Origin of the sequence: Bartonella sp. HY038 (assembly GCF_014117425.1) — a bacterium.
Classification (GTDB): domain Bacteria; phylum Pseudomonadota; class Alphaproteobacteria; order Rhizobiales; family Rhizobiaceae; genus HY038.
Map to the genome: position 1 here is coordinate 1,970,581 of NZ_CP059725.1, position 26,970 is coordinate 1,997,550.

At 33.5% G+C, this 26,970-nt stretch carries 23 protein-coding genes and 3 pseudogenes; 11 read left to right on the top strand and 15 right to left on the bottom strand.

Features of this window, described 5'->3' with window-relative positions:
- The first annotated feature begins 4 nt into the window (after positions 1-4).
- The 3 genes from H3299_RS08520 (at position 5) to H3299_RS08530 (ending at position 4,260) form a co-directional block, all read left to right on the top strand.
- Positions 5-2,650, top strand: a complete 2,646-nt coding sequence (locus tag H3299_RS08520) for a DEAD/DEAH box helicase family protein (RefSeq protein WP_182417267.1) — start codon at positions 5-7, stop codon at positions 2,648-2,650.
- An 88-nt stretch (positions 2,651-2,738) separates the two neighbouring features.
- On the top strand, positions 2,739-2,882 hold the full coding sequence (locus H3299_RS15805) for an ADP-ribosylglycohydrolase family protein (RefSeq protein ID WP_210276161.1): 144 nt from the start codon (positions 2,739-2,741) through the stop codon (positions 2,880-2,882).
- Between the two features lie 811 nt (positions 2,883-3,693).
- A complete protein-coding gene (locus H3299_RS08530; protein ID WP_182417268.1) occupies positions 3,694-4,260 on the top strand; it encodes a recombinase family protein in 567 nt (188 codons plus the stop codon).
- 236 nt (positions 4,261-4,496) lie between these two features.
- Here the strand turns inward: H3299_RS08530 and H3299_RS08535 are convergent, their stop codons facing one another.
- The 5 genes from H3299_RS08535 to H3299_RS08555 form a co-directional block, all read right to left on the bottom strand.
- Positions 4,497-5,792: an McrC family protein gene (locus H3299_RS08535; RefSeq protein WP_182417269.1), complete on the bottom strand. Its 1,296-nt coding sequence runs from the start codon at positions 5,790-5,792 to the stop codon at positions 4,497-4,499.
- Between the two features lie 11 nt (positions 5,793-5,803).
- Complete coding sequence (locus tag H3299_RS08540) at positions 5,804-8,125, bottom strand: McrB family protein (protein ID WP_182417270.1); 2,322 nt, start codon at positions 8,123-8,125, stop codon at positions 5,804-5,806.
- 332 nt (positions 8,126-8,457) lie between these two features.
- Positions 8,458-9,192 carry a hypothetical protein gene (locus H3299_RS08545; protein WP_182417271.1) on the bottom strand — a complete coding sequence of 245 codons (735 nt, stop codon included), beginning with the start codon at positions 9,190-9,192 and terminating at the stop codon, positions 8,458-8,460.
- A 206-nt stretch (positions 9,193-9,398) separates the two neighbouring features.
- Positions 9,399-10,493: a site-specific integrase gene (locus H3299_RS08550; protein WP_182417272.1), complete on the bottom strand. Its 1,095-nt coding sequence runs from the start codon at positions 10,491-10,493 to the stop codon at positions 9,399-9,401.
- 19 nt (positions 10,494-10,512) lie between these two features.
- A complete protein-coding gene (locus H3299_RS08555) occupies positions 10,513-10,695 on the bottom strand; it encodes a helix-turn-helix domain-containing protein (protein WP_182417273.1) in 183 nt (60 codons plus the stop codon).
- A gap of 559 nt (positions 10,696-11,254) precedes the next feature.
- Here H3299_RS08555 and H3299_RS08560 point away from each other — a divergent pair.
- The gene (locus H3299_RS08560; protein WP_182417274.1) at positions 11,255-11,950 is read left to right on the top strand and encodes a helix-turn-helix domain-containing protein; all 696 of its coding nucleotides are present in this window, start codon (positions 11,255-11,257) and stop codon (positions 11,948-11,950) included.
- 108 nt (positions 11,951-12,058) lie between these two features.
- Here H3299_RS08560 and H3299_RS08565 read toward each other — a convergent pair whose 3' ends face one another.
- A complete protein-coding gene (locus H3299_RS08565; RefSeq protein WP_182417275.1) occupies positions 12,059-12,403 on the bottom strand; it encodes a hypothetical protein in 345 nt (114 codons plus the stop codon).
- A 296-nt stretch (positions 12,404-12,699) separates the two neighbouring features.
- Between H3299_RS08565 and H3299_RS08570 the strand changes: the two genes are divergently transcribed.
- Complete coding sequence (locus H3299_RS08570) at positions 12,700-13,014, top strand: conjugal transfer protein TraJ (protein WP_246708047.1); 315 nt, start codon at positions 12,700-12,702, stop codon at positions 13,012-13,014.
- Positions 13,015-13,826: 812 nt separating this feature from the next.
- The gene (locus H3299_RS08575; protein WP_182417276.1) at positions 13,827-13,991 is read left to right on the top strand and encodes a hypothetical protein; all 165 of its coding nucleotides are present in this window, start codon (positions 13,827-13,829) and stop codon (positions 13,989-13,991) included.
- Positions 13,992-14,330: 339 nt separating this feature from the next.
- Here H3299_RS08575 and H3299_RS08580 read toward each other — a convergent pair whose 3' ends face one another.
- From H3299_RS08580 to H3299_RS08595, 4 genes are all read right to left on the bottom strand, one after another.
- A complete protein-coding gene (locus H3299_RS08580; protein WP_182417277.1) occupies positions 14,331-16,376 on the bottom strand; it encodes a UvrD-helicase domain-containing protein in 2,046 nt (681 codons plus the stop codon).
- A gap of 29 nt (positions 16,377-16,405) precedes the next feature.
- A complete protein-coding gene (locus tag H3299_RS08585) occupies positions 16,406-18,649 on the bottom strand; it encodes an AAA family ATPase (protein ID WP_182417278.1) in 2,244 nt (747 codons plus the stop codon).
- An 804-nt stretch (positions 18,650-19,453) separates the two neighbouring features.
- The gene (locus tag H3299_RS08590; protein ID WP_182417279.1) at positions 19,454-19,726 is read right to left on the bottom strand and encodes a hypothetical protein; all 273 of its coding nucleotides are present in this window, start codon (positions 19,724-19,726) and stop codon (positions 19,454-19,456) included.
- A gap of 10 nt (positions 19,727-19,736) precedes the next feature.
- Positions 19,737-20,159 carry a helix-turn-helix domain-containing protein gene (locus tag H3299_RS08595; protein WP_182417280.1) on the bottom strand — a complete coding sequence of 141 codons (423 nt, stop codon included), beginning with the start codon at positions 20,157-20,159 and terminating at the stop codon, positions 19,737-19,739.
- Between the two features lie 97 nt (positions 20,160-20,256).
- On the opposite strand from H3299_RS08595, the pseudogene H3299_RS15810 reads away from it, so the two are divergent.
- The 5 genes and pseudogenes from H3299_RS15810 to H3299_RS08610 all read left to right on the top strand — a co-directional run.
- A pseudogene (locus H3299_RS15810) lies at positions 20,257-20,409 on the top strand (hypothetical protein); the annotation flags it as partial.
- Between the two features lie 23 nt (positions 20,410-20,432).
- Positions 20,433-21,275: a hypothetical protein gene (locus tag H3299_RS08600; protein WP_182417281.1), complete on the top strand. Its 843-nt coding sequence runs from the start codon at positions 20,433-20,435 to the stop codon at positions 21,273-21,275.
- 13 nt (positions 21,276-21,288) lie between these two features.
- Complete coding sequence (locus H3299_RS15815) at positions 21,289-21,543, top strand: tyrosine-type recombinase/integrase (protein WP_371739840.1); 255 nt, start codon at positions 21,289-21,291, stop codon at positions 21,541-21,543.
- Between the two features lie 610 nt (positions 21,544-22,153).
- Positions 22,154-22,461, top strand: a pseudogene (locus H3299_RS15675) (IS1595 family transposase); the annotation flags it as partial.
- A gap of 42 nt (positions 22,462-22,503) precedes the next feature.
- Positions 22,504-23,161, top strand: a pseudogene (locus H3299_RS08610) (IS1595 family transposase).
- A 202-nt stretch (positions 23,162-23,363) separates the two neighbouring features.
- Here the strand turns inward: H3299_RS08610 and H3299_RS08615 are convergent.
- The 5 genes from H3299_RS08615 to H3299_RS08635 form a co-directional block, all read right to left on the bottom strand.
- Entirely contained in the window at positions 23,364-24,098 is a 735-nt protein-coding gene (locus H3299_RS08615; protein WP_182417282.1) for a hypothetical protein, read from the bottom strand.
- A gap of 21 nt (positions 24,099-24,119) precedes the next feature.
- Positions 24,120-24,674 carry a DUF4123 domain-containing protein gene (locus tag H3299_RS08620; RefSeq protein ID WP_182417283.1) on the bottom strand — a complete coding sequence of 185 codons (555 nt, stop codon included), beginning with the start codon at positions 24,672-24,674 and terminating at the stop codon, positions 24,120-24,122.
- A gap of 133 nt (positions 24,675-24,807) precedes the next feature.
- On the bottom strand, positions 24,808-25,425 hold the full coding sequence (locus tag H3299_RS08625) for a hypothetical protein (RefSeq protein ID WP_182417284.1): 618 nt from the start codon (positions 25,423-25,425) through the stop codon (positions 24,808-24,810).
- A 17-nt stretch (positions 25,426-25,442) separates the two neighbouring features.
- Positions 25,443-26,093, bottom strand: coding sequence for a hypothetical protein (locus tag H3299_RS08630; RefSeq protein WP_182417285.1), 651 nt, complete (start codon positions 26,091-26,093; stop codon positions 25,443-25,445).
- A 15-nt stretch (positions 26,094-26,108) separates the two neighbouring features.
- Positions 26,109-26,861 carry a hypothetical protein gene (locus H3299_RS08635; protein WP_182417286.1) on the bottom strand — a complete coding sequence of 251 codons (753 nt, stop codon included), beginning with the start codon at positions 26,859-26,861 and terminating at the stop codon, positions 26,109-26,111.
- Between the last annotated feature and the right edge of the window lie 109 nt (positions 26,862-26,970).

Sequence of the window (26,970 nt, forward strand, 5' to 3'; positions counted from 1 at the left end):
GTTAATGGCAAAGGCTGTAAAAAAACAGAAGCTTGACCTGCTTTTTAATCAATGGGAAGATGATAAACAATTAAATTTGTTTATGAAAACCATTAACGTATCTGATTATATAAAAGATAATTTGAAAGATGACTTGCGTCCATATCAAGAAAAAGCGTTGCGAAATTTGCAATATTCGCAAAATGAGCAAGGTGCTGATTTCCGCTATAATCATCTATTGTTTAACATGGCGACGGGCTCAGGTAAGACAATGGTGATGGCTGCTGTTATCCTTTATATGTTTAAAGAATTTGGATATCAAAATTTCATTTTCTTTGTACATACAGATGCTATTATTCAAAAAACGAAAGAAAACCTATTAAACCCCACATCTTCAAAATATCTTTTTGCTGATACTATAGAGATCAATGGTCGTCAAATAGAGATTAAAGAAGTTGATACATTTCCTGCTCAGCCAGATAAGCATACGATTTATATTAAATTTTCGACTATTCATAAGATTCATGATGAATTTAGAAACCGCCGTGAAAACTGCGTGAGTGCAGAAGATTTAAAGGAATTCCCACTCGTTTTATTAGGCGATGAAGCGCATCACTTCAATGCTGCCACTAAAAAAAGTGATGACAAAGAGGATGATGAGAAGACTTGGGAAAATACCGTTGAGGCGATTCTTCGTTTGCAGCCTAAAAATCGTTTATTTGAATTTACTGCAACAATCGATTTAGAAAACAAAAATTTATATGACAAATATAAAAACAAGATTGTTTATCAATATGATCTCAAGCAATTCATGTCGGATGGTTACTCTAAAAAAGTAATGCTGTTAGAAGCGGATCAAAATGATGACGACAAAATGCTTGATGCTGTTTTGTTAAGTCAATATCGTAAATTAGTGGCAATGGATAACGGTATTAAAAATTTCAAACCTGTTATTTTATTTAAATCAAATCTCATCGCTGTTTCCAAAGCAAAACAAGAGGATTTTATTCAGATGATAGAAGCGCTATCGCCTAATAAAATTGAACAGCATTTAACGGATAAACAATCGCAAATAAGCATTACAAGTATATGGAATAAAGTTATTGAGCGTTATGCGAAAGGTAATTTGCTTAATATTGTTCAAGGCATTCAAAAAGATTTTGATGAAATGAATTTATTGAATGTCAACAAAACTGATTTGATGGAAGAGCGACCTGTTTTATTAAACACTTTAGAAGAAATGGATAATCCTATTCGTGCAGTCTTTGCCGTTGCAAAAGTCAATGAAGGCTGGGATGTATTAAACTTATATGACATTGTTCGCATTAAAGAAAAAGCCTCGAGCTCTAAAACTGGAGCAGAAGCCGAAGCACAGTTAATTGGACGCGGCGCAAGATATTATCCATTTATTTACAATGGTGAAAAAAGTTATATCAGACGTTTTGATAATAGCGTCAGTGATTTAAGTGTATTAGAGCAGCTACATTATCACACAATTAATGATCCAAGTTATATTACGAATTTACATGCTTCCTTAGAAAACGCCAATGTTATTTCTCAAGTTGATGGTTCTGGAAAACGAGTAAATGCCAAATTAAAAGAAGAATTTAAAGAGTCAAAAATCTATCGAGAAGGCAAACTTTTCTTTAATAAGGTTGAAGAAATAAAAGATAATGAAAGAACATGGGAATCCTATTCATTAGATAAAATATTTGAAGTGACGTTTAAAAATCTTTCGGAAGTGAGTTTAGATAAATTATCCAATCATGAAGATGTTGAAGTATATTCTTTGACATTAGAAGTTGATAAAAGATATTTTCAAAAGGCAATTCAATCAAATGATTTTTATCAATTTGATAACCTAAAAAAATATTTTCCTACTCTCGAAAGTATTGAAGAGTTTATTGTAAGTGATGAATATCTAAAACAACTGACTATCATTGTGCAGTTGCCTTCAAAAGTAAAATTAGAAAATTTATCTGCTAAAGATAAGTTGAAAATTTTAAATGAGGTCATGGATAGAATTGCAAACAACATAAAAAGAAATAATAAAAAATATATAGGTACTTATAATTTTGTTAGTAAGCCTCTTAAAGAAGTTATCACTGATTATAGCATGATCATTGATGAAACTTCGTTAAGCGATGTAAGCCAAATTATAACTGCTGAATCTTCTATTGGAAAAACGTGGTATGTTTATGATCAGGCAATATTAAACCAATTGGAACATAGATTGATTAAACTTCTTGAGGGTTTTATGTCAAAACTTAAGGAAGATTATAGCGAAATTTATGTTATCAGAAATGATGAACGATCAACGCGTTTTAAATTAACCGAGTTTAATGCCGTTAGGGGCTTTATGCCTGATTTTATTATGATTATGACGAAGAAAGAAAGCAACGAATATTATCAAGTATTTTTAGAGCCGAAAGGTGGCAACAGATTATTAGAAGATCAATGGAAAGAAGAAATGCTTGAAACTATCAATAGTGATAGGATTATCATTATTGGTGAAAATGATAATGTCAGATTGGTAGGTATTAAATTTTATAATGATGATGCAAAAGGCAGAAAAGACGAGTTTGTAGAAGACTTTGAACGAAGACTTTATGATGGGAAAAAACTACTCAATACTGCACAGAGAGAAACTCAGCCAAACTTATTAGATTAAATATGATGTAATAAAGAACTTATGGAAAAACCTCATGCGTAAATCGAATGGATTTAATAAAATGCAAGATTAATTTAGAGGTTGTCTTATAGGTGGTGCAATTGGTGATGCTTTAGGTGCACCTGTTGAGTTTGTGGGTTATGATGAAATCATCAATAAATTTGGAAAAAAAATACCGAATATTCACATGCTTATGGTGGTTTGGTTAAAATTACTAATGATACTCAAATGACACTTTTTATTGTCAAGGGTATCATTTGTGTTGTATTTTGTGATTAAGAAAAAAGCATTGATACATTATTGTGTCAATTAGCAGCTTCTTATTTGCGTTGATTTGACATGCAAGGGATAAACAATACTGCTTTAAATGTTGATTATTCATATATGTTAGAAGGTGTTTTGTTTAATCAAGTATATAGCAAGAAATGCTTCTGCTACCGTAAATATGCATTGAAAAATGGTTTACATTTAGTTGCTGCAATTAATGAGACTTGTAATATACAGAAACTTATACCAACAAAGAAACGAATGAGAAAATTACGCAAGGTTTGCTGCTCGCTTTTGAATATCTTCTTACCTATGAAGGAATTAAGCTTATAGGAAAAGGCTGGAAAGCAGAAGAGGCATTAGCTATTTCCCTATATTGTGCACTTACTGCAATTAAATTGAAGATGGCATTATAAAGTTATTAATCAAAGCGGAGTTTCATATCCAGAAGGTTCAATAACAGGCAAGATTTTAGGGCACATTTACGGCTATCAGCCTATCAATGATTGTTTGCTCGATGACTTTGAACTCAAAAAGGTCATAATTGAACTATCCGATTATCTTTTTACAGTTACAACAAGAGGCATATCGTTTGAAAAAAGGTTCGTTATTATCCCTTTCGATTTAAAAAACATTCAAATCAGAATTAGCTTTTAAGTTTTATATTTGGTGTGCAAAAACGGTCATTTATGCCCATGCGGGCAATAAGGGTATTTAAATAATAAAACACATGCGCTATATTATGGTTACCCTTATTGCGCATGGAGATTAAAACTATGGCTATTTTTGCATATTTGCGCGTTTCTACTGAAGAACAAACAACCGATAATCAGTTAAAAGAAATAAAAGATAGATTATCTGTCTCACCCGACTATATTTTCTCTGAGCATATTAGCGGTAGCGTACCGGTTAATAAAAGACGCATGTTTTTAGAGATGATTGGTAAAATGCGAGCAGAGGATGTTTTGGTTGTTACCAAGCTAGATCGGCTTGGGCGTGATATGATTGATGTTGTAACAACTATTCGTAAATTAAGCGATCAGGGGATTGCACTTAAATGCCTTCAATTAGGTGATGTAGACCCAAATACAAGCATAGGTAAGCTAACCTTGGGTATTCTATCCATGGTTGCCGACTTTGAGCGTGATTTAATTATCGAGCGTACCAAGTCAGGATTAGCAAGAGCCAAGGCACAAGGCAAGAAACTAGGGCGCCCAAAAGCCTTAACTGATAAGATGATTAAAAAAATTCAAAGCGATGCTGCAAAGAAAATGAATATATCGCAAATAGCTCGTGAAAATGGACTATCGAGACGTACGGTTAATAGAGCTTTGGAAAACTAATTTGGTGAAATCATAATTGACGCATATAAAAGATAATAATTCATTTTAGATATGAACTTTTATTCAAATATTTTTCCTGATCCTAAATTATTTTAAACCATTAAGACCAAAATAACTAAGTCGTTTTTAAATTAATAACATTAAAATACTTATTTTAATTTTGCATAAACATGTAGTCTGATAAAAAGCCTCTATTAGAATTTAAGGAATTTTGTTATATTCTATGATGAGGAAAATTAAATAAATAAAAAATTTTTAATATTTTGAGGATTTTCAAGTTCAAAAGGGACAACTCTTATTTTAGCTGAACCAGCTTGAATATTAATTTGAAAATCGAGTAATGGTTTGTCAAATTTTTCTTTCATAAAAGGATAAATCAAAATAACTTCACTTGTATGTTTTAAATAAAAATAACTATAGGCAAACATTTGCTGAATATCACTATCTTTCAGTCCAAAACGATTTTGAATATCATTTTGATTTAAAAGTTTCCATTTTGTATCTAAAACAACTTTTTTCTTTGTTTCTTTATTTTCAATATGAATATCAGGGCGTAACCGAAAAATTGGCTTGCCGTCATATTTGCATATATGTTGGCTAGAAAATTGTGTTTTTACATCCCAAGCTTTGAGTTCACGGCGCAAGTGATAGGCAACATAATATTCAAATAGCTTTTCCATAGGGAATAATAAGCTCATACCATGCCAATTACCTTGTGTGGCGACAGGGATATATTTCCCAAGTATCAACTCTGTCCATGGTTTAATATTATCGTAAAGTGTTAATAAGCGGTTTGATTGCCATTTTTTAAAATCTTGTTGGATAGCGTCACTTTTTGGTATTTCATGTGTCATTAATTGAAGTTCATGCGCCATTTTCCAATTGCTTGCATCGTTTGTCTTTTTACACACGATTTCTAGGGCAGTTTTGATAAGCCGATTTTCTGCGCGATTTAGTTCATAGATATCATGTTCAATTGGGAATATATGCTTTTGTGTTGGCGATTGTCGCATATGTTTTACATAACGCAATTGTCCGCGTAAAAATTTCTGATCCTCTTGCACGCGGTTATAATCAAAACGTAAGCCTTTTTGTACTAAGGTTTTAAAAGCTTTTAGAAATTGCGTAATAATCCATTCGTGCAACGGGTGCCTAAAATTCTTTAAATTTGCACTTCCTGCTTCTCTATAAGGTAAATGTAAAGAGACCTTGAGCATATTCTGAAGGAGGTTTCGCTCTTTGTTAATAATCTCTTGTTTGTCTTCAATTGATGTTATCTCAATATGTTTAGGCAATATTTCGATTATAACGCCACATGGTGTTTCAATAATTCCGACATATTGATCTAGCTTGATCTTTTTTCGTCCAGCCAATTCAAATAATCGCGTACCATCTGCTTTAAAAGATCCTAATAGTTTACATAAATGATTAAACGCACTTTCAGAAATATAAGCATGCTCTAAGCTGGACTCAGGGCATCCCTCGTAAGCAATGCTTATAAAAGCATATTCTCGTACTGTGAAAATGGGCATAATATCCTCTATCAACTATTAAGGATTTTAGAAAATGCTTCAATGGATTGTAATGCCCTATCGTCTATCTCCCAAATAGTTTGTTCTTCAATAAAGCTTCCGTTTTCAATATCAATATTTGAAAATAATTGAGCATGTTCAATGTCTTTTTGTTTTAGCATGCCATTAGCATTTAAAACCATGTTGATCTTTGACCAATCATCGAAAAAATATTCTTGAAGTTGTGGAATGATTTTATGTTTGAATATGAGAGCTAAGTCTTCAACTGATGGTGTTGTTTTTAGGGACAAGAAATTAGCATGACCAATACAATGATCGCGGTCTAATAGAACTTCAATACGCTTATTCATGATGTCTAAAAGATCACCAATATTCAAATTACCAATTTTAACGTCTTTTAATAGCTCTGGCTTTGGAGGCATTTCGATAAAAGTAAAACGACGACGTAAAGCAATATCCAAACCAGTCAAAGAGCGATCAGATAAATTCATTGTACCAATAAGATAAACATTCTTAGGCACAAAAAATTCTTGCTTAGAATATGGCAGCGTTACTGATAGCTCTTCTTCCGATCCTTGGCGCTTTGTATCCTCAATAAGCGTTATCAATTCCCCAAAAATACGCGAGATATTGCCACGATTGATTTCATCAATGATTAAAACGTAGTTTTGCTTTTTACTAGAATGAGCGTCGAGATATTCACTTAAAAATGGGATTAATCTTGCCAAAATGGAATTATAGCCATTGATTAAATATGGCTCTAACAATATATTTTTACCCAATTTATCAATGACTTGCTTTTCAGAAAAATCATTTGCGGTGATTTTATTTTCTCTATATGCGTTTAATAATATATTTATTAAATCGCGTGATAGATGGATTATATTGCCATTAGGTTTTTCTATTTCAAGCAACTCTTTGGTTATCTTATTTAAAGTGTAATCACCAAATTCGGTTGCCACTTGGAAAAGCATTAAACCATCTTGAATGTTTAAGTCGCAAATTTCCTTAAAAATGCCTGACTTAATGTTATATGTTAATTGCCCAAGCGCATTTGTCTCGGCACGTATGCCTTCGACAAAATCTTCATAACTAAAACTTTGATGAAAGGTGACAAATTTGATTAAACCTTGCTCTTTATATTGGTCAAAACGATGTTTTAAAGTTTCACGATTTTCATCGTTTAGTGCATCCAATGTTACATTTTCAATAATGGACAAAGCATGATTGATCGTGTGATAAGTTTTACCTGTGCCAGCCGCGCCATATAAAATACGGTTTAAAGGTTGGTTTAGTTTACTTTTATCTGTGTTTTTGTTTTTCAAAGAAACATCAGGGGATTGTATGATTTCTAACTTACCTTCATACCAATCACAAAAAATTTCTAACTCTTCAAGGCTGTTTATACTTAATAAGTACGCTTCTTTGCCTTCTGCTAAAGTTTTTGCGCGTGAATTTAAATTACTATTTCTTGTTTCTGTAGCAGCATAATGTCTTTTAATTGTTAAATTTAATACTACAGGTGGAAAGGTGTCACAATATATTGTTACTTTATTCTGGTTGGAATTTAAAGCTAACTCTTTTCCATTATTTGTATTATAAACTTTTATATACTGAGTTCCATCTCTAGTTCCTGGATATCTTTTATCTAAATATTCTATTGCTTCTTCTACGGAGCAAATTTCACTCACCTCCTTTTCATATATATCCCATATGAAAATATTTATATCGAACATGTCTATCGCATTATTTTTAATTTCATCTGCAAAAGCGTCTCGGACTTTTTCAACTAAGTAAATGTTTTTTTCAAACCAGTTTTCTTGATTTATATCTTTTGGAAATTCAATAATTTGCTTTTCAATTAAAAAATTAACAAGTTTAGTTAGTTTTTCCTCATGCACGACGCTTGAAACATCTAATGTACATGAAGCACATGCACGATTAAATAACAAAGGTGCATTGCTTTTTTTTATTTCGTTTAATAATGATTTACCATGTTGCTGAAGTGCATTATAATTATCAAGATTTGGATTTAATATTAGATTTTGTACAATAGTTATAAATTTAGTATCGTTAATTAAATATTCAAAGGCATCATTGGTGATATTAGATTGACCATTCGTGCTTACGCCATTTCTATCATCTTTCAATAATTCACTTAAAAAATCTTTATCATTTTCAACGGTTAAATTATATCTATTTTGTAATTTTTCTTTATATTCTTTCACTCTTTCATAAGTGTGGCTATAGTCACTTTTCCACTTAATTGTAGGTGCAGCGGCACGTTTTTTCGTATATTTTGCAAATAATTTATGTAGAATGTCTATATTCATGATTTTATTTAAGCCTAAATTTAAAAATATGTTTGTTTTATAGCATATTTTTTGCGTGAAGAGAGTTTTATCTATTTTACACGCACTAAATTTTGGAATGATTCTTACTGTTAACGTAAAGTAATATAAGTAAATAATTTTATTGGTTGATTAGCATAGAAATTGAGTGATCGCAGGTGCGTCGTTTAAAATGTGTTATAAAATACAATGTTTAAATTTTTAAGTTTCCACTTAGTAAGGTTAAGCGAATTCTAATATTAATGGTCCACTTGAATTAAGCATTTGCTAGGTAATATCTATTCATTATAGTATTCAAAAATGGAAGATTCAATTTAATGATAAAAATCTAAGTTCCCATTGCTGTATCGCGGTAAAAATTCTTGATCTATTTTACAAATTAGTTGCTTCGCATTTTGTGGTATGAATTTACTTGCATAGGTAAGCAGATAAGGGACAGTATTAAGCCCTAATCCATAATCATAGACCTTTTGAATATCAACACTATCAAATGAAAAATGCTTTTGGTTCTTTGAGTTTTTAAAAAATGCATTATTACAATTTTTAAATTCCAAATGCTTATTTTCAGGTATGACCATTAAGGCATGTAAATGTATATTGTTGTATTCATTTTTAAATGTACCCCATCGTGTTCCTTCAGCATCTAAAAAACCATATGTAATAGGTCTATCTTTATGAGGCTTAAGGGTCATGAAGTTGCGGTCATTTGTAAATTTCCTTGTAAATCTATTATAATAATCACGGAACTCGTAAACGAGCAATGCTGACAAGTCAGCATTGGAGCTAGTTATCGGTGAATTTAATTGACTTAATTTAGAATTTTTAAATAAAAGATTATTATATGAATATGTTATTGTAATAAAATAACTATTAAGTAATATATATTCTAAATTTGACTCTAAATTATAATTATAATTAATTTCATTAATGATATTCTTCGAATATCCATCTATTCTTTTTTTATTTTTATAATAATTATTGTTAAATTTAAATTCATTTAATTCTGTAATAAATTCATTTTTATAAGTTTCATTAAAATTAAAATTCATATTTACCTCAAATTTTAGACACTATTAAACATCCACCGATAGAAAAACCTATCGGTGTTAATGGCTTCAAAATATGCTGATAGAGTTTTGAAGGGATAAGCCTCAACAAAATGCGATCGCACTATACTACTTTATACTATTTATAATAATTGAAATTCTGGTGATTAGCCAAATAGCTTCAAGCTTAATATTAACTAACAAAAATGCTAATCGATACGGAATGAATATGCATCCGCTTGCTTAAGATATTCATTGGCGATAGCCACGCTAGGATTAATATAACGATTAACAGATCGTACATCACGATGTCCCGTAATTTTTTGAATTACATGTGGAGGCGTATTGGCATTCGCAAGAGATGTAATTCTTTCATGCCTTAAATCATGAATCCTATAATTAGGGATGTCAGCTTGTTTTGTAGCACGAGCAAACATGCGTGTTATTGCATCGCCAGTTATTGGAAAAATTCTATCGTCTATTGCTGATGCTTTTAAATCATTAATTATTTTAACTGCAACCGAGCTTAATGGAATAACTTTATTTATAACCTGATTGGGTTTTCTAGAGTTTTTAACATCACGTATAAGAACTTGAACGGTATTATCAGCGTTTACCTTTACATCGCTAAAATTAAGGCTTGTTAATTCACCTCTGCGTATTCCTGTCTCAAGCAGGAAGTTCACCACATAAGTTAACCACTTTGATTTTGATTTTTTGCAGGCTGCGATTAGCTTTTCTCTTTCCTCAGAAGATAAAATTCTATCCCTTGGCTCAGATGGTGCTGGACGATCAATAAATTCACTATTGAAGGGATTATCTTTTATACGCAGACGGCGCATTGAATATCTAAATACACCTTTAAGCAAGGTAAGCTCACGCAAAACAGTATCGAAGGTAACGGCTTTCTTTCGAGAGGATATAAACTTATTAATATCCATATCGGTTATATTGGATGTAATGAGGCTACAGAACCACTTTTCACGTTTTAAAAAGCTATTTAACCTACTCATATCAGAAATAACAGAATGTTCTTTTCTTCTAATAGAATGTAGGTCGTCTCTAAAGCGTTTAATTGTATCACGAAATCGTTCAGTGGAATTTGGTTTGGCAACAGGATTTGTATTTTCATAAGATTCATGTTGACATCTATCTCTGTAAGCCTTGGCTTCCTTTAATGTATTAAATGTCTTAGCAGGATAGCGGTTGCCGTTTTGTCTAATTTGTACCCTATATGTATCAGATCCATTTATATTTTGAATAACAGTAATATTCTTCATATCAGCTTTTTTATTATAATTCATTTCCTTTCATCTCTTTTTGTTAAATTTCAACTTCGTTTTGCTCAACCCATTCACTTATACGTTGATAAGAAAATCTTATACTTTTTCCTATTTTGCTAAAAATTGGTGCGTCCCCATTTGTAATCATTCTTCTAAATGTAGAGACACCAATATTTAAAAATTTTGCAGTCTCCGTAATGGTAAGCAATTTATCTTCAAGCATATATCCATTAAACTCCCTTTCTTTAGGTAAAGATTAAAACAATACATTATTATAGCACAATTATATATTGTTGTAAACATTAAAATTGATTTTTTTTAGATTTAACTTATTGATTTAGATCGTTAAATCGATCATGAGTATTTTTAGTATATTGATGTTTAGCTATTAAATAAAACGCCTTAAAAATAGCTTTAAATTTGTAGCAGTTTTGTAGCAAAAATATAGCGAAATTTGATTAAAATTGGCAAATTCTTATCGTTGTGATTTTCTAATGTTGCAATTATATCAATGAGTTAAGGTGATATGCAATGATACTTTCTGCCCTCCGAAGGCAAAGGTCACAGATTCGAATTCTGTCGGGTGCGCAATTTTTAACAAATAAAACAACTGGTTACTTTTTTAAGGCAATGTGCGCAAATGCAATAGTTTCGCACTATGTTCGCTATATAGTAATTTATAAGGCTATTGGTTTTGCTTCATTTTTTTATGAGGTGGCATAATAGGAATTTTAGCTACTCTATGGGCGCGGAAACAAAAAATTGGCAACCCAGTCGGTAAAATGGTTCTCATTTGCTTAGCAAATTTTTCAAACGAGTTCGGTGAGTGTTGGCCGTCTCAAGCAACCATAGCACAGGAAACTGAACTCTGTGTAAGGACAGTGCGTGATTGGCTTAAAAAATTAGAAGAACGCGGTTTAATAAGCAGATTAAGGCGCCATAGGTGTAATGGTTCACGTACGTCGGATATGTTTCAATTAAATATTGCCGATATTAACTCAGTTTTATCTATGAAAACAGAGACGCATGTTGCTTCAAAGCATGAGGCATCTCCTTCCGGTACGAAATTACAAGCGTCAGCTCATTCACAGCCTAGCGGCAGCTTACGCGCTACCTACAGGCATGTCTTGCCGAGCAATGATAAAATCAGAAAATATAAAAAGAAAAGCGGCAATTTTTCAAATTTGTTAAATCCAAAAATACAAATTGATGAGCCATTGAGGTTAGAGCATAAAACTAAACGTTATTTTGCAAAAATATTCATTTCAATTTTTGAGACTGATAGAGCTGCGGCTTGGCAAACTTGGCTTCAACGCAATCAACTTCCTAATCTTGAGCATAGTGGTATTCCAATACAAAAGGGAGAAAGCAAAGGTTATTACTTGCTTTCACGCTGGCCTCCATCTGTTGATAGCGAAGCGTATACAAATTGTTTATACTTGTTTAAATTAAAAATTTCAAGATTTTTTACAGTCTGATGCGATCAAGCTGAACAGGAAACCAGCAAATGATGCAATACACAAATTTTGAATTGAAGTGATATCGATTTTTTTAATAACGCTGCTGTAAAACTTATTAGCTTACATCTAAATCAAGTCCTCTAATTTGTAGTCGGAAGGGTTGTAATTAAAACTTGGCATTTCGGGGCGTTTCCAAACTTTCGGAGGAATTTTTGTGATTGTTTTATCTGGAGTGGTATCAGCTGGTGTATCAGTGGTTTTAGGTAACAGAGTATTTTTAATATCTTTATGTCTGTATTGGCTTACGAAACGATAAAATGTTGTCCGATGTACAGGTAGTTCTAACATATTAATTATCATTAAAGCTGTGTATTTTTGATCTAAAAGAGTAAAAATTTGCTCTTTGTTTTTATGCAGAAGAAGTCTTGCAATACCCCATTCAGTGCGTTTGGATTTAACGGCCTTTTCCATTGCAATAACACCTTATTAAAATGAGAAGTCGGATTAATCTATGCTAAAATTCATAGCCTCTTATATAAAAATTATATACAACATGTTTATATTTGGCAATATTATTGTTTATTCTTAATGAGTTAACGAGATATAGCAAAGGTTCTATGAGGTAGTGTAAATATTTTTTAAAAAAAATTGGCAAGATGTGTAATGTAGGCCTACAGCCGAAACATTACTCCTGTTATTCGCATGAAATGCTCAACAGTTTTCTTGCTCTACGAGGTTTAATTGCTGCCGCAATAAAGGAGATTTTAATGACACGACCACGTAGTTGTCATATCAAGGTTTGGTGTACGGAAGAAGAGAAGAAAAATATTGAAAATAATGCTCAGCTTGCATGCATGTCTCTATCTATGTATTTACGAAGCACAGGTTTGTTGGAACAGATCAGGGCTCCCATGGATTATCATGCAATTAAACCACTCGTTTCATTACATGGCGATCTAGGACAGGTAGCAGGGCTATTAAAGCTATGGCTGGTCACCAATGGCGGAAAAGGTTCATCCCCAAGCGATATTACAGAATATGATGACAGAGTTTCGTGTTTTGCAAAGATCAATTTTCGATAAAATCGCAGATTTATGAATGATCTTTACCTATCCGGCAATTAGCTAAGAACAATCAAGCAATGCACGCTTTAAAGGTGTTATAATTTGTAATCATAAATATCAAATTTTCTAGTCTTGGTAGAAGCTATCGTGAAGTGCAGAACTAAATTATTTGAAGCATAATTTGATATCAGTTTCAAATTTTTTCATGAAAGCTTGAAGTGATATTTTGAAGCTGAGACATTTTCTTGGGTGTTGTGTTTATGGTGATGATAATGTCCTCGATATCGTTGTCGGTTATAGCATCCTAATTGGTGTAACGTACCAGTCATCGCTTGATATGTACGTTGATATTTTCAACGCCGATTTTTTGACGTGAGGCATATGCATCATAGAATTTGTTTTTTAGGTTTGAGCTTTTGGCTAACAGATTATGTTTGGCAAAGGTCATTTCATTATCTATGTTACGGATTGAGGTTGCATACGGCTTTTTCTCTCATTGATAGCCAATAAGGAGGATAACCAAAAGCGCGCGATTTCTATTGCAGATGACAAGATCACTTTCCCAATAACCAAAGGTCGAGCGATCATTGATATGATCTGGCCGCTTATGGATAAAGCGGCGTTCATTGATCCTATCGCGTGAAGCCTTATTTTGTCATGCAGGTCTTAGCACATTGTTTTTTGATCTTATGATGGTTGGCGCATGAGATATTTCCATAACTTGTGCACTTTCTGAAAAGTGCATGAGACAATGCTTTAGGTAGTTTCAAAAGTAATGGCACATAGGTCTTTCGCCTTGCCTTCCCTCAGCCAGCCGCTGATCTGTTCCAGTGACCAGCCTTGCGACAGGCGCTCAACAACAAACGTATTCAAGGCGCTGTCCTTTTCCAGAAGGCACAACCTTTGGCGATGTTGCAGGTAGTCCGCTTATGTCACAAGGGAGAATAACCGGTATGTGTCAGGCGATTGCGATTGATCTCGTGGCAAATCGTTGAACGATGACGTGACTGCGTTTTACAATCGCGTTCAAACTATAACCTGAAATATGTAAAAACTGGATTTCTGATCTTTCTTCAAAATATGAAAAAGAATAAGATATCATGGCAATACTCCCAGTTTGCAAACAGAGCAATAGCATATTACGTGAGTGTGCTGCACTTCCATTTAAAAATCACTAAGTACTAAGATTAATAGTCCAAAATAAAGCAAAGCCTTTGGTGAATGGATTAACAAGTATTTGCCGATGCTTTATGAGGATTATTTGAAAAACAAAGCTCAAAAATCTATAGTGATAAATTTGACATATTAAAGCAAATTTTAATATGCCAAACTTGCTAAATTGTGGTTATATCAATGACGTTATCTTCACCGAACCATTCTTTGGCAGTTTTTAAAACCGCATTTGATGGTTGATGATAATAGCAAACAAGGTTTTCTTTTGCCCTTGTGCAACAGACATAAAATAGCCGTGCAGTTCTTTTTTTTACTGTTTCATTTGGTAAAATTTTGCCTGCACTATTGGTATCGTCACCGAAAAGTTTTTTAAAATTATAGTTATTCCACTTGCCGTTATCTAAGACTACTAAAACATTATCAAATTCCGCACCTTTGGTTTTATGCTGGGTAGAAAATGAAGTACCACCGGTTACATAATCATAAAGCTTGATAAATTGTGAATAGCTTAATGTCTTTATACTTTCAAAAATGAAGCTTTTATTTTTGATGAAATCATAAAAATTATCATCTTTGCGACATAGACCATATTTATCAGCATCATCGATAACCGCGCCAATAGTTTGACTGCCACTATTATTTTTTAGAATATCGATAAAATTTTGTAATTTTTTTCGATCTTCATGTTTAGTAATTTTAAAGTCAGTCTTTCGCATAAATGCATTATAATTTTGTTTTTCTGTAAGTGAAATAAGGCTTTGTATTTTAAATAAATGCTCGATCAAGGCATCTCTTTGCGATTGGCTATTTTGTGTGCCGTCTTCATTTTCACCAAAATCACTAATCAATTGCTCTTTTCTGGTATAGAGTTTAAAAAATGCCTCCACTGGTTGACTTCGAGCATTTTTAAATAGGTCGGGATTGTTTTGAATATAATTCTGTTGGGTCGCTGTCGGTTGTATTTTAGTTAACATTGTTTTTTCGGCCTTATATTTCGTTTCCAATGCACCAATCACATCACCAAATGTTTGGCCAAGATTATTTACATCTAGACCATGCTCTCTAATAAAATCTTTAACGCGGTTTCTATAGTCCAATATTTTATTATTATTATAAACTTCCATTAAGCTTACAAATCCTACCTGTGCAGCAATAAGATTATGCGTAAGGTTTAACTCTTTAGTTGTTTTAGCATTGTTAAACGACCAGCCTAAGGTTTTCTTGAGCTTTTTTAAATGATCGTCAGCTTGTAAAATTTCGGCGGACGTCGCTGTCGACGAAGGCGAATAGTAGAATTTTATTGATCCTTCTTTAACCGTGGGGTTAATTTGCTCTCTCACCATATTAGGTGCATTTGGATCATCGGAGTGAATTTGATTTAAGCCATCAAAATTTCTCCGCAATTGATTGCCAAGCTCATAAACAAGACGCGGATTGCGGCGATTTTGACGTTTTTCGACTTTTTGAAGAACTTTGTCTTTGATATAGCTTGTGATGCTGTTAGCATCACCATCATCAAGATTGCCAACCCCCTCATCATAGATGGATTGCATAGCATCACCAAAAAGGCCAATGATGTTTTTCTTTTGGCTTTTTTTTTCTTGCAAATGTTTAAGCAAAATTTCAATGACTAAAGGAGCCGTATCTTGATATTCATCTAGGAAAATATAGTGATATTTATCTTTTACTATTGCGCATAATTTAGTATATTTCTTAAATAAGTGTTTGGCGATAGCCAACACTTCATCATGGGAAATGATTCCCTCATTTAAGCGTTTAAACCCCTTATATTCAATGGCGTTATTGCCAAGTATTGTCTCATCAAAATCTTTGAATTGATTCTTTTTATCATCTTCATTTGCAATAAGTGCATTTTCAGCAATTTCAATTTGCGCTAATTCATTTAAAGCTAATTTCATTTCTCGTTGAAATGGCTTAATATTATTCCATAAAAATTCATGTATAGTGCTGATAAATACATTGGAGTTCTCAATACGGCTTTTGATTTCATTTGTGGCGGCATTGGTAAATGTTATCACCGCAACTCTTTCTTGCGGATTGGCTGTTAATATTTTTTTAATAATTTGGACTAGCGAATAGGTTTTGCCGCTGCCTGCGCCGCCGCTTAATAAGAAATTATTTCCGCTTTGTACGATATCAAAAATGTGATCTTCTTCACTTTGAGGGTCTAATTTAGTTGCAGCCATTTTAAGCCCTCCTCTATGTAAGATGGCGTTTACCAATCACTGTTATCAGGGCAGCTTGCAGCACTATGAAGCAAAATATCAATGGCAAAAGCAGCTTTCTTTTTAATGTCACTTGTCACAGTATAAGCATCAAAATCATTGTTATTTCGAATTTCATCAAGTTCGCTCACTCGGAAATTCTGTGTAAATCGATCTTTAATTACCGCATTTTGAATAAATGATCGGTTTATATGTATGAATGCATCTTCAAAACTGCGCCCGCAATAACCACTTTCTTCGGTTTGGAAGCTACATTTGACAATGCCTTTAGCATCCGTTTTCCAATTTAATTCAGTTATCTTTTTTACTTTTTTTTCAACCGCTTTAAATACTGTATTGGAGCCTAACTCGCTATATAGTCCTATTTTAAAGAAAGATTTTAGGGTTGGATTGCCTATGGCTGCATCAGTTTCTTTAACTGGGCAGGCCTTTGGTCTGCTCTCACCAGCTTTTTTCAAAACTGTATCGAGATCAGTGATTATTAATGTTCTAATTCCAATAAAATTGATAAATTTATCAAATAAATGAAAATGACTGCCGCCAATATCAATGATCGATATATTTTGAGATAGAAGTGCTAGCGCTCCCTCGGAAAGTGTGGCATCTATTTTTTTCATCATAGCGGGCAATAAAATGCGCTCTGTGTCACCTTCAATAAATATTGCTTTATCGGCAAAAAACAAATCTGCGCGATGAAGAGTGAGATATTGTTTTAAAAACCGATAGCTGTCCTCATCTTTTTTATAATATTTGGCTAAATCTTTTAAGTTTTTGCAGGTAATAAAATGATCATTGCGTTTTAAATACTTAATGTCATCAAAATCGCTTTCAGCGACAATATGCGGCGAATGGGTGCTTAAAATGGTTTGCAAGTTATAGCTATTGTTAACTTCTTTTTTTAAAAGTGTTTTGATGTTTTTTATAAAGACCGCTTGCATTTGCGGGTGCGTATGGGCCTCAGGCTCTTCAATAAAAAACAAATTTAAATCGGCCGGCTTATTTTTATTAGCAGTTTTAAACGCTTGTAAATGATGGGCAACATCTAAAATCATGCTAATAAGGTTCATATAACCAAGACCGTTATAATATTCTGGCAGCGAATGGTCTGTTCCTGCAACATAAGTTACAACTGTATTTTTGCTTAACAGATCCCTATCATTAAGCGATGATGCAATTTTTATACTGCTATCATCTTCTTTTATGCCCCCAAATTTTTTTATATTTTCCAATAATGGATTAAAAACCGTATCATAGGTTTCGCCTAATTCTACATCCATTTCGCTTAATTGGGCTTGCAATTGTGTGACATGATCGCCGTGGTTATCTTGGTCTGCAAGAGCATTATAAATTTTTGCCGATAAGAGCGATAAATTACGATCGCTATCCTTATTATCGACATTTCGTTTTGCTCCAATATACTTAAAAGAAATAATCGGTGCTAATGAGATTTTGGGGCTATCTAAATCAGTAAAATGTGTTTCATCAATTTCACCATCTGCATATGCTAAACTCTTTTTTGAAATTTTAAAAAATTTGGCTTGATTGTCTTTTAAAAATTTTAATATTTTCTTATTGTTTTCTTCTAAAGTTTTACCATCTTCGGAATTGTCAATTTTAACCTTATTTAGGGCTTTTTGGTAGGTTTTTAGGCTTTCGATCAGATTTATGTATTTTTCTGGTGATATATAATATTCAAAATTGTCTTTTAAAAATTTAAATATTTTCTTGTTGTTTTCTTCTAAAATTTTACCATCTTCGGAATTGTCAATTTTAACCTTATTTAGGGCTTCTTGGTAGGTTTTTAGGCTTTCAATTAGATTTATGTATTTTTCTGGTGATATATAATATTCAAAGGATAAAAGTATTGTTTTATTATTGGGATCCAGCGACATAATAAGGCCTTTGCCAATATTGCTTAAATCGTCGCTATCTTCATACTCAATAAACAGTCGCAGTGAAATTTTTGGTAAATCTGGTTGATCGCCTGTGGGGGGACTAACTGCTTTTACATCATTTAAAATTTTCTCCTTAAAATTTTTCGCACAATCAATGCTAAAATCATCAAAGCAGAATGAGTTAGCACTTGGATTATTTAAAAATTTATCAAGAAGGAGTAAGAGCGATGTTTTACCGCAATTGTTTTTGCCAATAATAACCGAAAGCTCTTTTTCTAAACTAAGACTGAATTTTTTCAGTAAACGGAAATTGCTAGCTTCAATCTTGGTAATCTTCATTATAACCTCGAGATGATAACATCATTGATAGTAAGTATTAATAATATACAAATATCATATAATATTAAAAATATAATTCTATCATTTTATTTGATATAATGGATTTAAAACTATTCAAGCTTGGATCCACCGTGAAGTGCAACACTGTATTATTAAAAGCATAATTTGATATCAGATTCAATTTTTTTCATGAAAGCTTGAATTGATGTTTTGAAGTTGAGGTATTTTTTTGGTGTTGTGTTTATGGTGATGATAATGTCCTCGATATCGTTGTCGATTATAGCATCCTAATTGGTGTAACCTACCAGTCATCGCCTGATATGTACGTTGATATTTTCAATGCCGATTTTTTAACGTGAGGCATATGCATCACAGAATTTGTGTTTTAGGTTTGAGCTTTTGGCTAACAGATCATGTTTGGCAAAAGTCATATCATTATCTATGTTACGGATTGACTTACCTGCGGTTGAATACGGCTTTTTCTTTCATGGATAACCAATAAGGAGCATAACCAGAAGTGCGCGGTTTCTATTGCAGATGACAAGATCACTTTCCCAACAAACAAAGGTCTAGCGATGATTGATATGATCTGGCCGCACATGGATAAAGCGGCGCTCATTGATTGTATCTCGTGAAGCCTTATGATGAGTGGTAGATTTAAAAGCTTACTTTTATTTCAGTCCAGAATGCTAAGCGATTTTTTGATGTAAATTATTGGTCTATGTCCCAGTATAAAAATATTTTTAATTCGTATGATGATACTATTTAGGATTTACTTTTTATATTTATTCTCGAAAAAATATTTTAACAATTTAAAATCAAGAGCTCGGTAATATATTGCTTATTGATTTCACCATTTCTCAAAATGATACGCCACAGTAAATCTCCAATTACTAAAAGTACTATGCCAAAATAAATCATAAAGCTAAAAATGATTAATGAAATATCAAACAAAACTGGCATTAAAAAATAGGATAAAGGTAGGAAAAACAAACCTAAAACGCAGGCTATCAAACCTATGCGGCGAATACTGTTAGCAAATTTATTGATTTCGATTTCAAATTCTAACTGGTTCATATTAATAACCTTAGTTGATAATGATGCTAGCTAATGATTTTGCTTCTTCCTCGATTGAGGTGTTTTTTTCTGTTGATTGCCTAATTATATATGATACTTGCTTGGCAAATTGATGAGCGGGAATATGTTTTTGTTTTATAGTAATTTCCGCATTCATTGCATCAAGCAATGCTTCTATAGTTTTTTCTCTAATATCTACGTCATTTATTGTGTCCATAACGCCATTCCCTAATAAAAGCCATTCGGGGGCAACGGCACATATTTCACAGAACTTAAGAGCTGTAGATATAGGAATTTCCCGGCGGCCAAGTTCGTAAAACTTGTAAGTGCGGTCAGCTATATAGAGTTTTGCAGCAATTTTAGCTTGCGTGTAACCGGTTTTGTTGCGTGCTTCTCGCAATCTATCACCAATTCTATTCAATAATGTTGACAAGGTATCAAAAAATCCCTAAAGTATAAAAAAGATAACTTTTGTGTTGTTTTGTTTTCTATTGTTATCTTTTTTATATTATTTTTAGGTAGGAGTCGAGATGGAAATTCCAAAATTATATTCTCCAAGAGAGTTATCAAGGATTAGTGGTTGGTCTGAAAGCCGAATAAGGCGCTTATTAACAGCCGGACTTCTCAAACACATTAGAACCGACGGAAATTATTATATTCCTGATGATGCACTGAATGATTATATAAAAAGGAATATGTTTGAGCCATGTCAAGATATTACGAAGGCACAAAGCTTGTCAGAAAAACACGACGGAATAGTAAATCTGGAAAGATCGAAAAATCCAAATACTACTATGTCCGCTACAAGGATGCAAAAACAGGAAAATTTGTGTACGTCTCAACAGGCGAGGATAACCTTAAAAAGGCTGAGGAATACTTAGCAAATTTTATTAATCGAACGCATAGCTATGGGCAGACTTCTTGTTTGCTACCATCTGAAATGCCTATCCTCCAAGTGCTAGATGATTATGCACGTTTCAAAATTGGTCAGCCTAGCGCAAAGCGTTTGAGTTATTCAATGGAGCATTTGCTAAATTTTTGGGGTGATAATGTCGTATCGTATATCAATGTCGAAAACATACGCCGTTATTGTACCGTAAATAAAAGGGCATCTGGAACCTTAAAACGCGAGCTTACAGATCTTCGCTCCGCAATTAATCATGCAGTGGTGATGAGCCGACTACATGCATTTAATTTTCCCAAAATACCGCTTAATACTCGTAGAAAAGAATGTTATTTGACACGTGATGAAGTTGCTCAGCTGTTGCGTGAAGCGCGAAGGGAATACAGTTCGAAATTTACGTTAAGCTTATTTATTATTATTGGTTATTATTCTGGTGCACGCAAATCGGCAATTTTTAATTTAAAGTGGGAACAAGTTAATTTTGTCACTAATATGTTGGATTTTCGAGATCTTGAAGTCGATCGGGGAAATAATCACCGTGCGCGGATACCTATCCTCCTAAATTACGCGATTTTCTATTTAGACGATAAAAAAATATGGCAGGTTATCTCAATACATATTTCACCAGAAAAACACCCCCTCTAATCCCGTAAGACACATAGAAAAAGGGTTTCGAGCGGCAGCTAGACGCGCCGGCTTACATGACGTTACTCCCCATACTTTGCGTCACACTCGCGTAAGTGAATTGGCACAAAGAGGAGAAAAAATACCTAATATATCTGCACATATGGCAATGAGTGAGCAAACGATTTGGGGTATTTATGCCCATGTCAATAATGAAGATTTGCAAGATATGGCAACCAGAATAAGGCGTTCGCAAAACGTTCGCAGAAAACCTCACAACGATCAATAAAATAACGACATCATTTTTCTTGTTCAATTTTAAATTTGTGGCAGTTTTGTAGCAATTGGCGCGAAAATGTGTTTTAATCCAGCGCATTGATCCTTTTGAGCGCAGTTAAATTTGTTATTATTTTCACTTATTTTAAATGTACTTGATAGGCTTGAAGAGCGAATCTTTAACGAAACTTCGCCGACAATTGACTAGCTTTTATCATGGAAGTGGTTTGGCCATGAACAAAAACGCGCCTTACTCGCCTTCATTATCGCCATCATATCTACTAGCCTTATAATTTTTTTCAATTTGCTTAAATGCGTTGGTTGTTAGCGTGTTAACTTCATAAACGCATTACTGTTCTTCCATAAATTCATGGTTGGCAACAATTTCAATATAAGGCTAGGCTTTTTCATTTGCAGGATTTTTATCATAATAAGTGCAAACCTCTTCTTAGCAAAATTTAACTAAAACATTTTGTTTCAGTTAAAGCTTTTGAGCACCTATGCAATTGGCTTGCAATCTTGCGAATGAGATGATGTTATTAAAAAAGTCGATATACTGGCTATAAGCACTGCTGTATAAATCTTGGGGCTGGCATAGATGGCTAAAAAAATAATGGTGTCAAATGGATAAGTTACGTCGCAAAAGTCGTCTTTTGCGACGTAAAACAAGAAGAACTCATTAAGTATTTCGTAGTAGGCTCAACGGCTCGTTCTGCTGCCGTTTTAGCAGGAGTAAACAGGAACACAGCGACCCTTTATTTCCACAAGCTGCGAGAGGAAATAGCCTCCCGCCTTGAACAAGCCCCCCGAACTCATGTGAGATGCAATTGAACTTGATGAGAGTTATTTTGGTGGGGGGCGTAAAGGCAAAAGAGAGCGCAGAGCTGGTGGGAAAACACCCGTATTCGAATTGTTAAAACGTAATGGAAAAGGGGGCTGTACCAGATAACTGAGGAAGTTTTCTGGTATAAGTATGAGAAAGAGCCGATTATCGAAAGTTAAACAAGATCGATTAATGGAGCATTTTGTAGCAGGCACAACTGCACGATGCGCTGCTGATTTAGTTGGCGTCAATTTCAAGACATCTGCCTATTATTATCAAAGACTTCGCGAGCTGATTGCCTATCAAACAGAGCAAGAAGCGAGTGAAGTTTTTGACGGTAAGATTGAGGTCGATGAGAGTGATTTTGGCGGTCACCGCAAGGGGAATCGTGGACGTGGAGCAGGTGGCAAATTTCCTGTGTTTGGCGTGTCTCAAGCGCGGTGGGCCTGTGTATACGAAGATTATTTCTGATGCATCAAGTGCCAGTTTATTGCCCATCATTAAACGTAAAGTTGTGCGGAAACGCATTGTCTATAGCGACTGTTGGCGTGGATATAATGCTTTGGATGCATCAGAGTTTAAACATTATCGCATCAATCATTCGAAACTGTTTGTAGACAAGGGCAATCACATTAACGGCATTGAGAACTTTTGGAACCAAGCCAAGCGCCATATGCGCAAATTTAATGGTATACCCAGACAGAATTTTGGACTATTTTTAAAGGAGTGTGAGTGGCGTTTTAATAACCCATCGCCTCAAGCACAATTAAGACAAATCAAACAATGGGTTAAACAATTTATGGGCTAATTAAATGGTACAGCCCCGAAATAATTATACTTAACCCTTATCTATGCCAGCCCCTATTTTTAACATTTAAACTGCCCAACATGGAATTATTTCGCTACAAATAAAAAGAAACCAAATTAAATCTTCATGATCCTCAAATAACATTGAACTATTTGCAAAAAATTATTCGAATTCTGAATTTTGGATGACTTTTGAAAAATAGTTAGATGCGCCGACCAAAAATCGCTTTATGCGTTCTTGTTCGTCGATGTGTGGTTTCTGAAAGACATTTGGCCCAAGGGAAAATAGGGCTTAAATGAAACCCATATCCAAAGTAAACAGCTGCTACGGTATACATAATGGAATTATTTGCGGATAAATTCAATTTTTTAGCAATATCTAGGTTGTTATTAATTGTGGCTAATTGCTCGTCAGATGATAATAATGACCAACGTCGCTCGAAAAACACAGCGAGAAAATCATTAGCTTGTTTTACTGGATCAGCTCGTTCTAAAGTCCTATTCATTGTCAATTCTTGATAATAATTTGATAATTGATTTATCTTTTCATGAAATGGACCATGATCATCACCAATGCTAGGGACAAAAAACTTCATAAAATCATACATATTGGCAATGCGTACATCAATAGAGCCATCTTCCCAATGATATTGCTCTAAATATTGAGCATATTGGGGATCTACATCAAAAAAAATGCCAAGATAAATACAAAACACTGTATAATGCCATATATTTCGCTCAGTTAAAAAATCTGAACGTTGGCCACGTTTTTGGACAGCCTCAACAATCGCAACCAACTCTTGTTCAGTTAGTGTTGCAACAAGTGAAGGAAATCCTTCTTTGATAAAATTTTCCGTTCTAAACACAAAAAGCTTATATTGCTCTTTCTTGAAAGATGTTGAAATATCATTTTGACTTTTAATGTTTTGTGCAGTCATTTTTTTACACTTTAAAAGAGGTTAATTTGTCAAAAGATAAAGAAAATCGAAAGATTTTTCTTCCTTTATTTTGTCTAATTCTATAGTATTAAAAGTAATATCTTCATTTAAAAAAGAAAATGTATAAATATTGTTTTTATTATAAAAATCAAACACTAATATAGATTTTGAACATTGCTCAAATGAAAGCTTATCCTCGTTTGATAAGCTTTTGAAAAAAGTGAAAAAGATGCGTGGATCAAATACTCTGAAATATGCTCTAATGTTGTTATTCGTGTAATCAATATTAATATATCGCCTTATGACATTATAAATAGTATAAAAACTATCTTTAGAAATAAGAAAAATCCCCCATTCTGCAAATTTAGGTTGGTCGAATAACCATTGGTTAAAATGAGTGATTGTTGGATCGATATTATTATTGTTTTTGCTTAAATCAAATAAATAAGGTGATACCTCTTTGAAACTCTGCGGTAAAATACATTGATATTCGCAAGGTTGATAAGACCCTGCAGCAGCAACTAAATCGCTAGTTTGCCCATTGATACTTTTACCAGCTTCAAGAATAGCTATCAAATGATAATCCTTATAATTATCATCTTCCAAATAATTCAAAAGTTGCTTAAAAAAATCTTTTTTTTTCCATATATGCGCACCAAGATAATATAATTAACGCTTTGTATTTATTCTAAATTTGTATTTTAAAAAGCTAATTTAACAATCGAACAAATCCCTCCTTTTTCAATGCATCACAAGCAGAAATCGTTGGTAGCCAACCACCATCATATTTATCAAAAAAGGGTGATGAATAAGCATAAATTGTGCAAGAATTTTCACCCAATAATGATTGTAAATTATCTTTACGTGAATCAAATATAATTGGGCATGTCTCTTCACGGCATTTGCGGTATTGAAAAGGCTTGATCACTTTTGAAGGATGGCTTCCGGAAAAGGATACAACTTCAAAAGTGTTAAAGGGATATAAAGTATTATCATCTTTTATATACCCATCAAATCGTTGATTGCGATCTTCATCTTTCACTGTAGAAACTCTAAGGCAAGAGTAGCTTTGTATCCGTATAAAATTATCATAGCCCTTTTCATCATCAAAAACCTTATGGTAATATTCAATGACACAATATTGCGGTATTGTTTGTATAATTTTACAATCTTCAGATGGGCATTCATAAATATCTGCAGGCCTATCTAGCAGCGCCCTTCTAATTTCAAACACAAAGGGGAACTCCACATCCTTATCACTTGCTTTTGCAGTAAGGTTTGTTGCAAAAATTACTGAAATTACTAAAATATTGCGTAAAATATCCATATTTTTTGCCTTAAAATTTAATTTTCCAAAAATTTGATAAAACTAGTAAACAAATACTCATCTGTTTGCCGAATTTGGCAACTTGAACTGCTAATAGGCATCCAACCACCACTTTGTTTTTTAATAAATGGGCTGTCATGAACTATTAACAAACATGTTTTTCGTGCCTTTACTTCCGGTTCAAATACTTCGGATGAATCCATTAAAAACTGGTAGATATCATCTTTTTGAGAGTCAAACGCAATTGGGCATTGCGGCTCTAAACAATGGCGAATTTGAAAATGTGGTATAGATGGAAATTTACCAAAACTTAAATCAGGCACGATAGTCGGCTCAAACATTTTTATTTCAGCTATATCTATATCTTTAACCTGCACATAACCAGACATAGAAATTGATAAATTACTGAAACAATAAAAATTTGATACCTCATACCATTCATCACCCTTTGCATCAGTTTGGCGGTTACTCACAGGAACAATGCAGGGCGGCCGCAAAATAATACGTTTTCGGCAGGTTGTTGACATACAAGAATAAATTGCAACATGGCCTTTAACATAACCAACATCTACCTTAACGTCGTGCTGGCCACCAATTACTTCTTCAGCAAAAGCTGTTGATACAAAAATAATATTTAAGAAAATTAAAATATATAAGATATATTTCATCGTAAAACCCTGCAATTATCTTGTAGTAAAACCTTTAACAGTTCTATCCGGATTTTGACTATACCAATATTTTACCCATTTGGTATCTTCCAGTTGTTCATCTTTTTTACACCATTTATAACCTTTAGGCACTTGAATTTTTTTAATATTAATATCTCCAATGGGGAAAGGTGTTATATTGACTTCTTGACTTTGATTACCTCCCAACAAAAAATAACACATTTGTTCTTTAGGAACTAAAGGCTTTGGACAATCTTTATTTGTCCGCAATTTTTTATTTATCGCCAAATATGCTTTTATCTCCTTATTGTACTTACGTATCTCATCACGTGTATTGGTGATAGCCATACCTTTCCCGACTATAAATCCCATATGATTTTCGATTCTATATGCTACTGCCCCAAGACATGGCGGGTTTGCCACATCTCCCCAATCTCGTTGCCAGAGCGGCGATGAAACAATGTATTCATCCTTTCCTGTCTTAGGAGGTGAATATCCTTTAACCTTTGATTTTTTAAAACAATAATGCACAAAGGCCGCGCACCAAGCATGGGGTGAATCATATGTACGCACACCTGAACCAGCGTTATAATTATCAGATTCTTTGAAAAACTCTTTTACATCCTTGCTTTCACCTTCACTATTATATTCAAATATTTTTTCATCTGGTGTGCCTTCATTGACTTTAACAGTTCGGTCGCTATAATCATAGCGCGGACCATCGCCATCATCGTCATTTTTTCCACCTGACTTTCGAACATTATCCACGCCTGATGTGCCATTGCCCCCTCATTTAAACCTAAATACTGAATTGCAATATTTAACCAGATCGGCTTTTGACATTCCTCACTACCGCTTTTACCTGTGCATTTCGTCC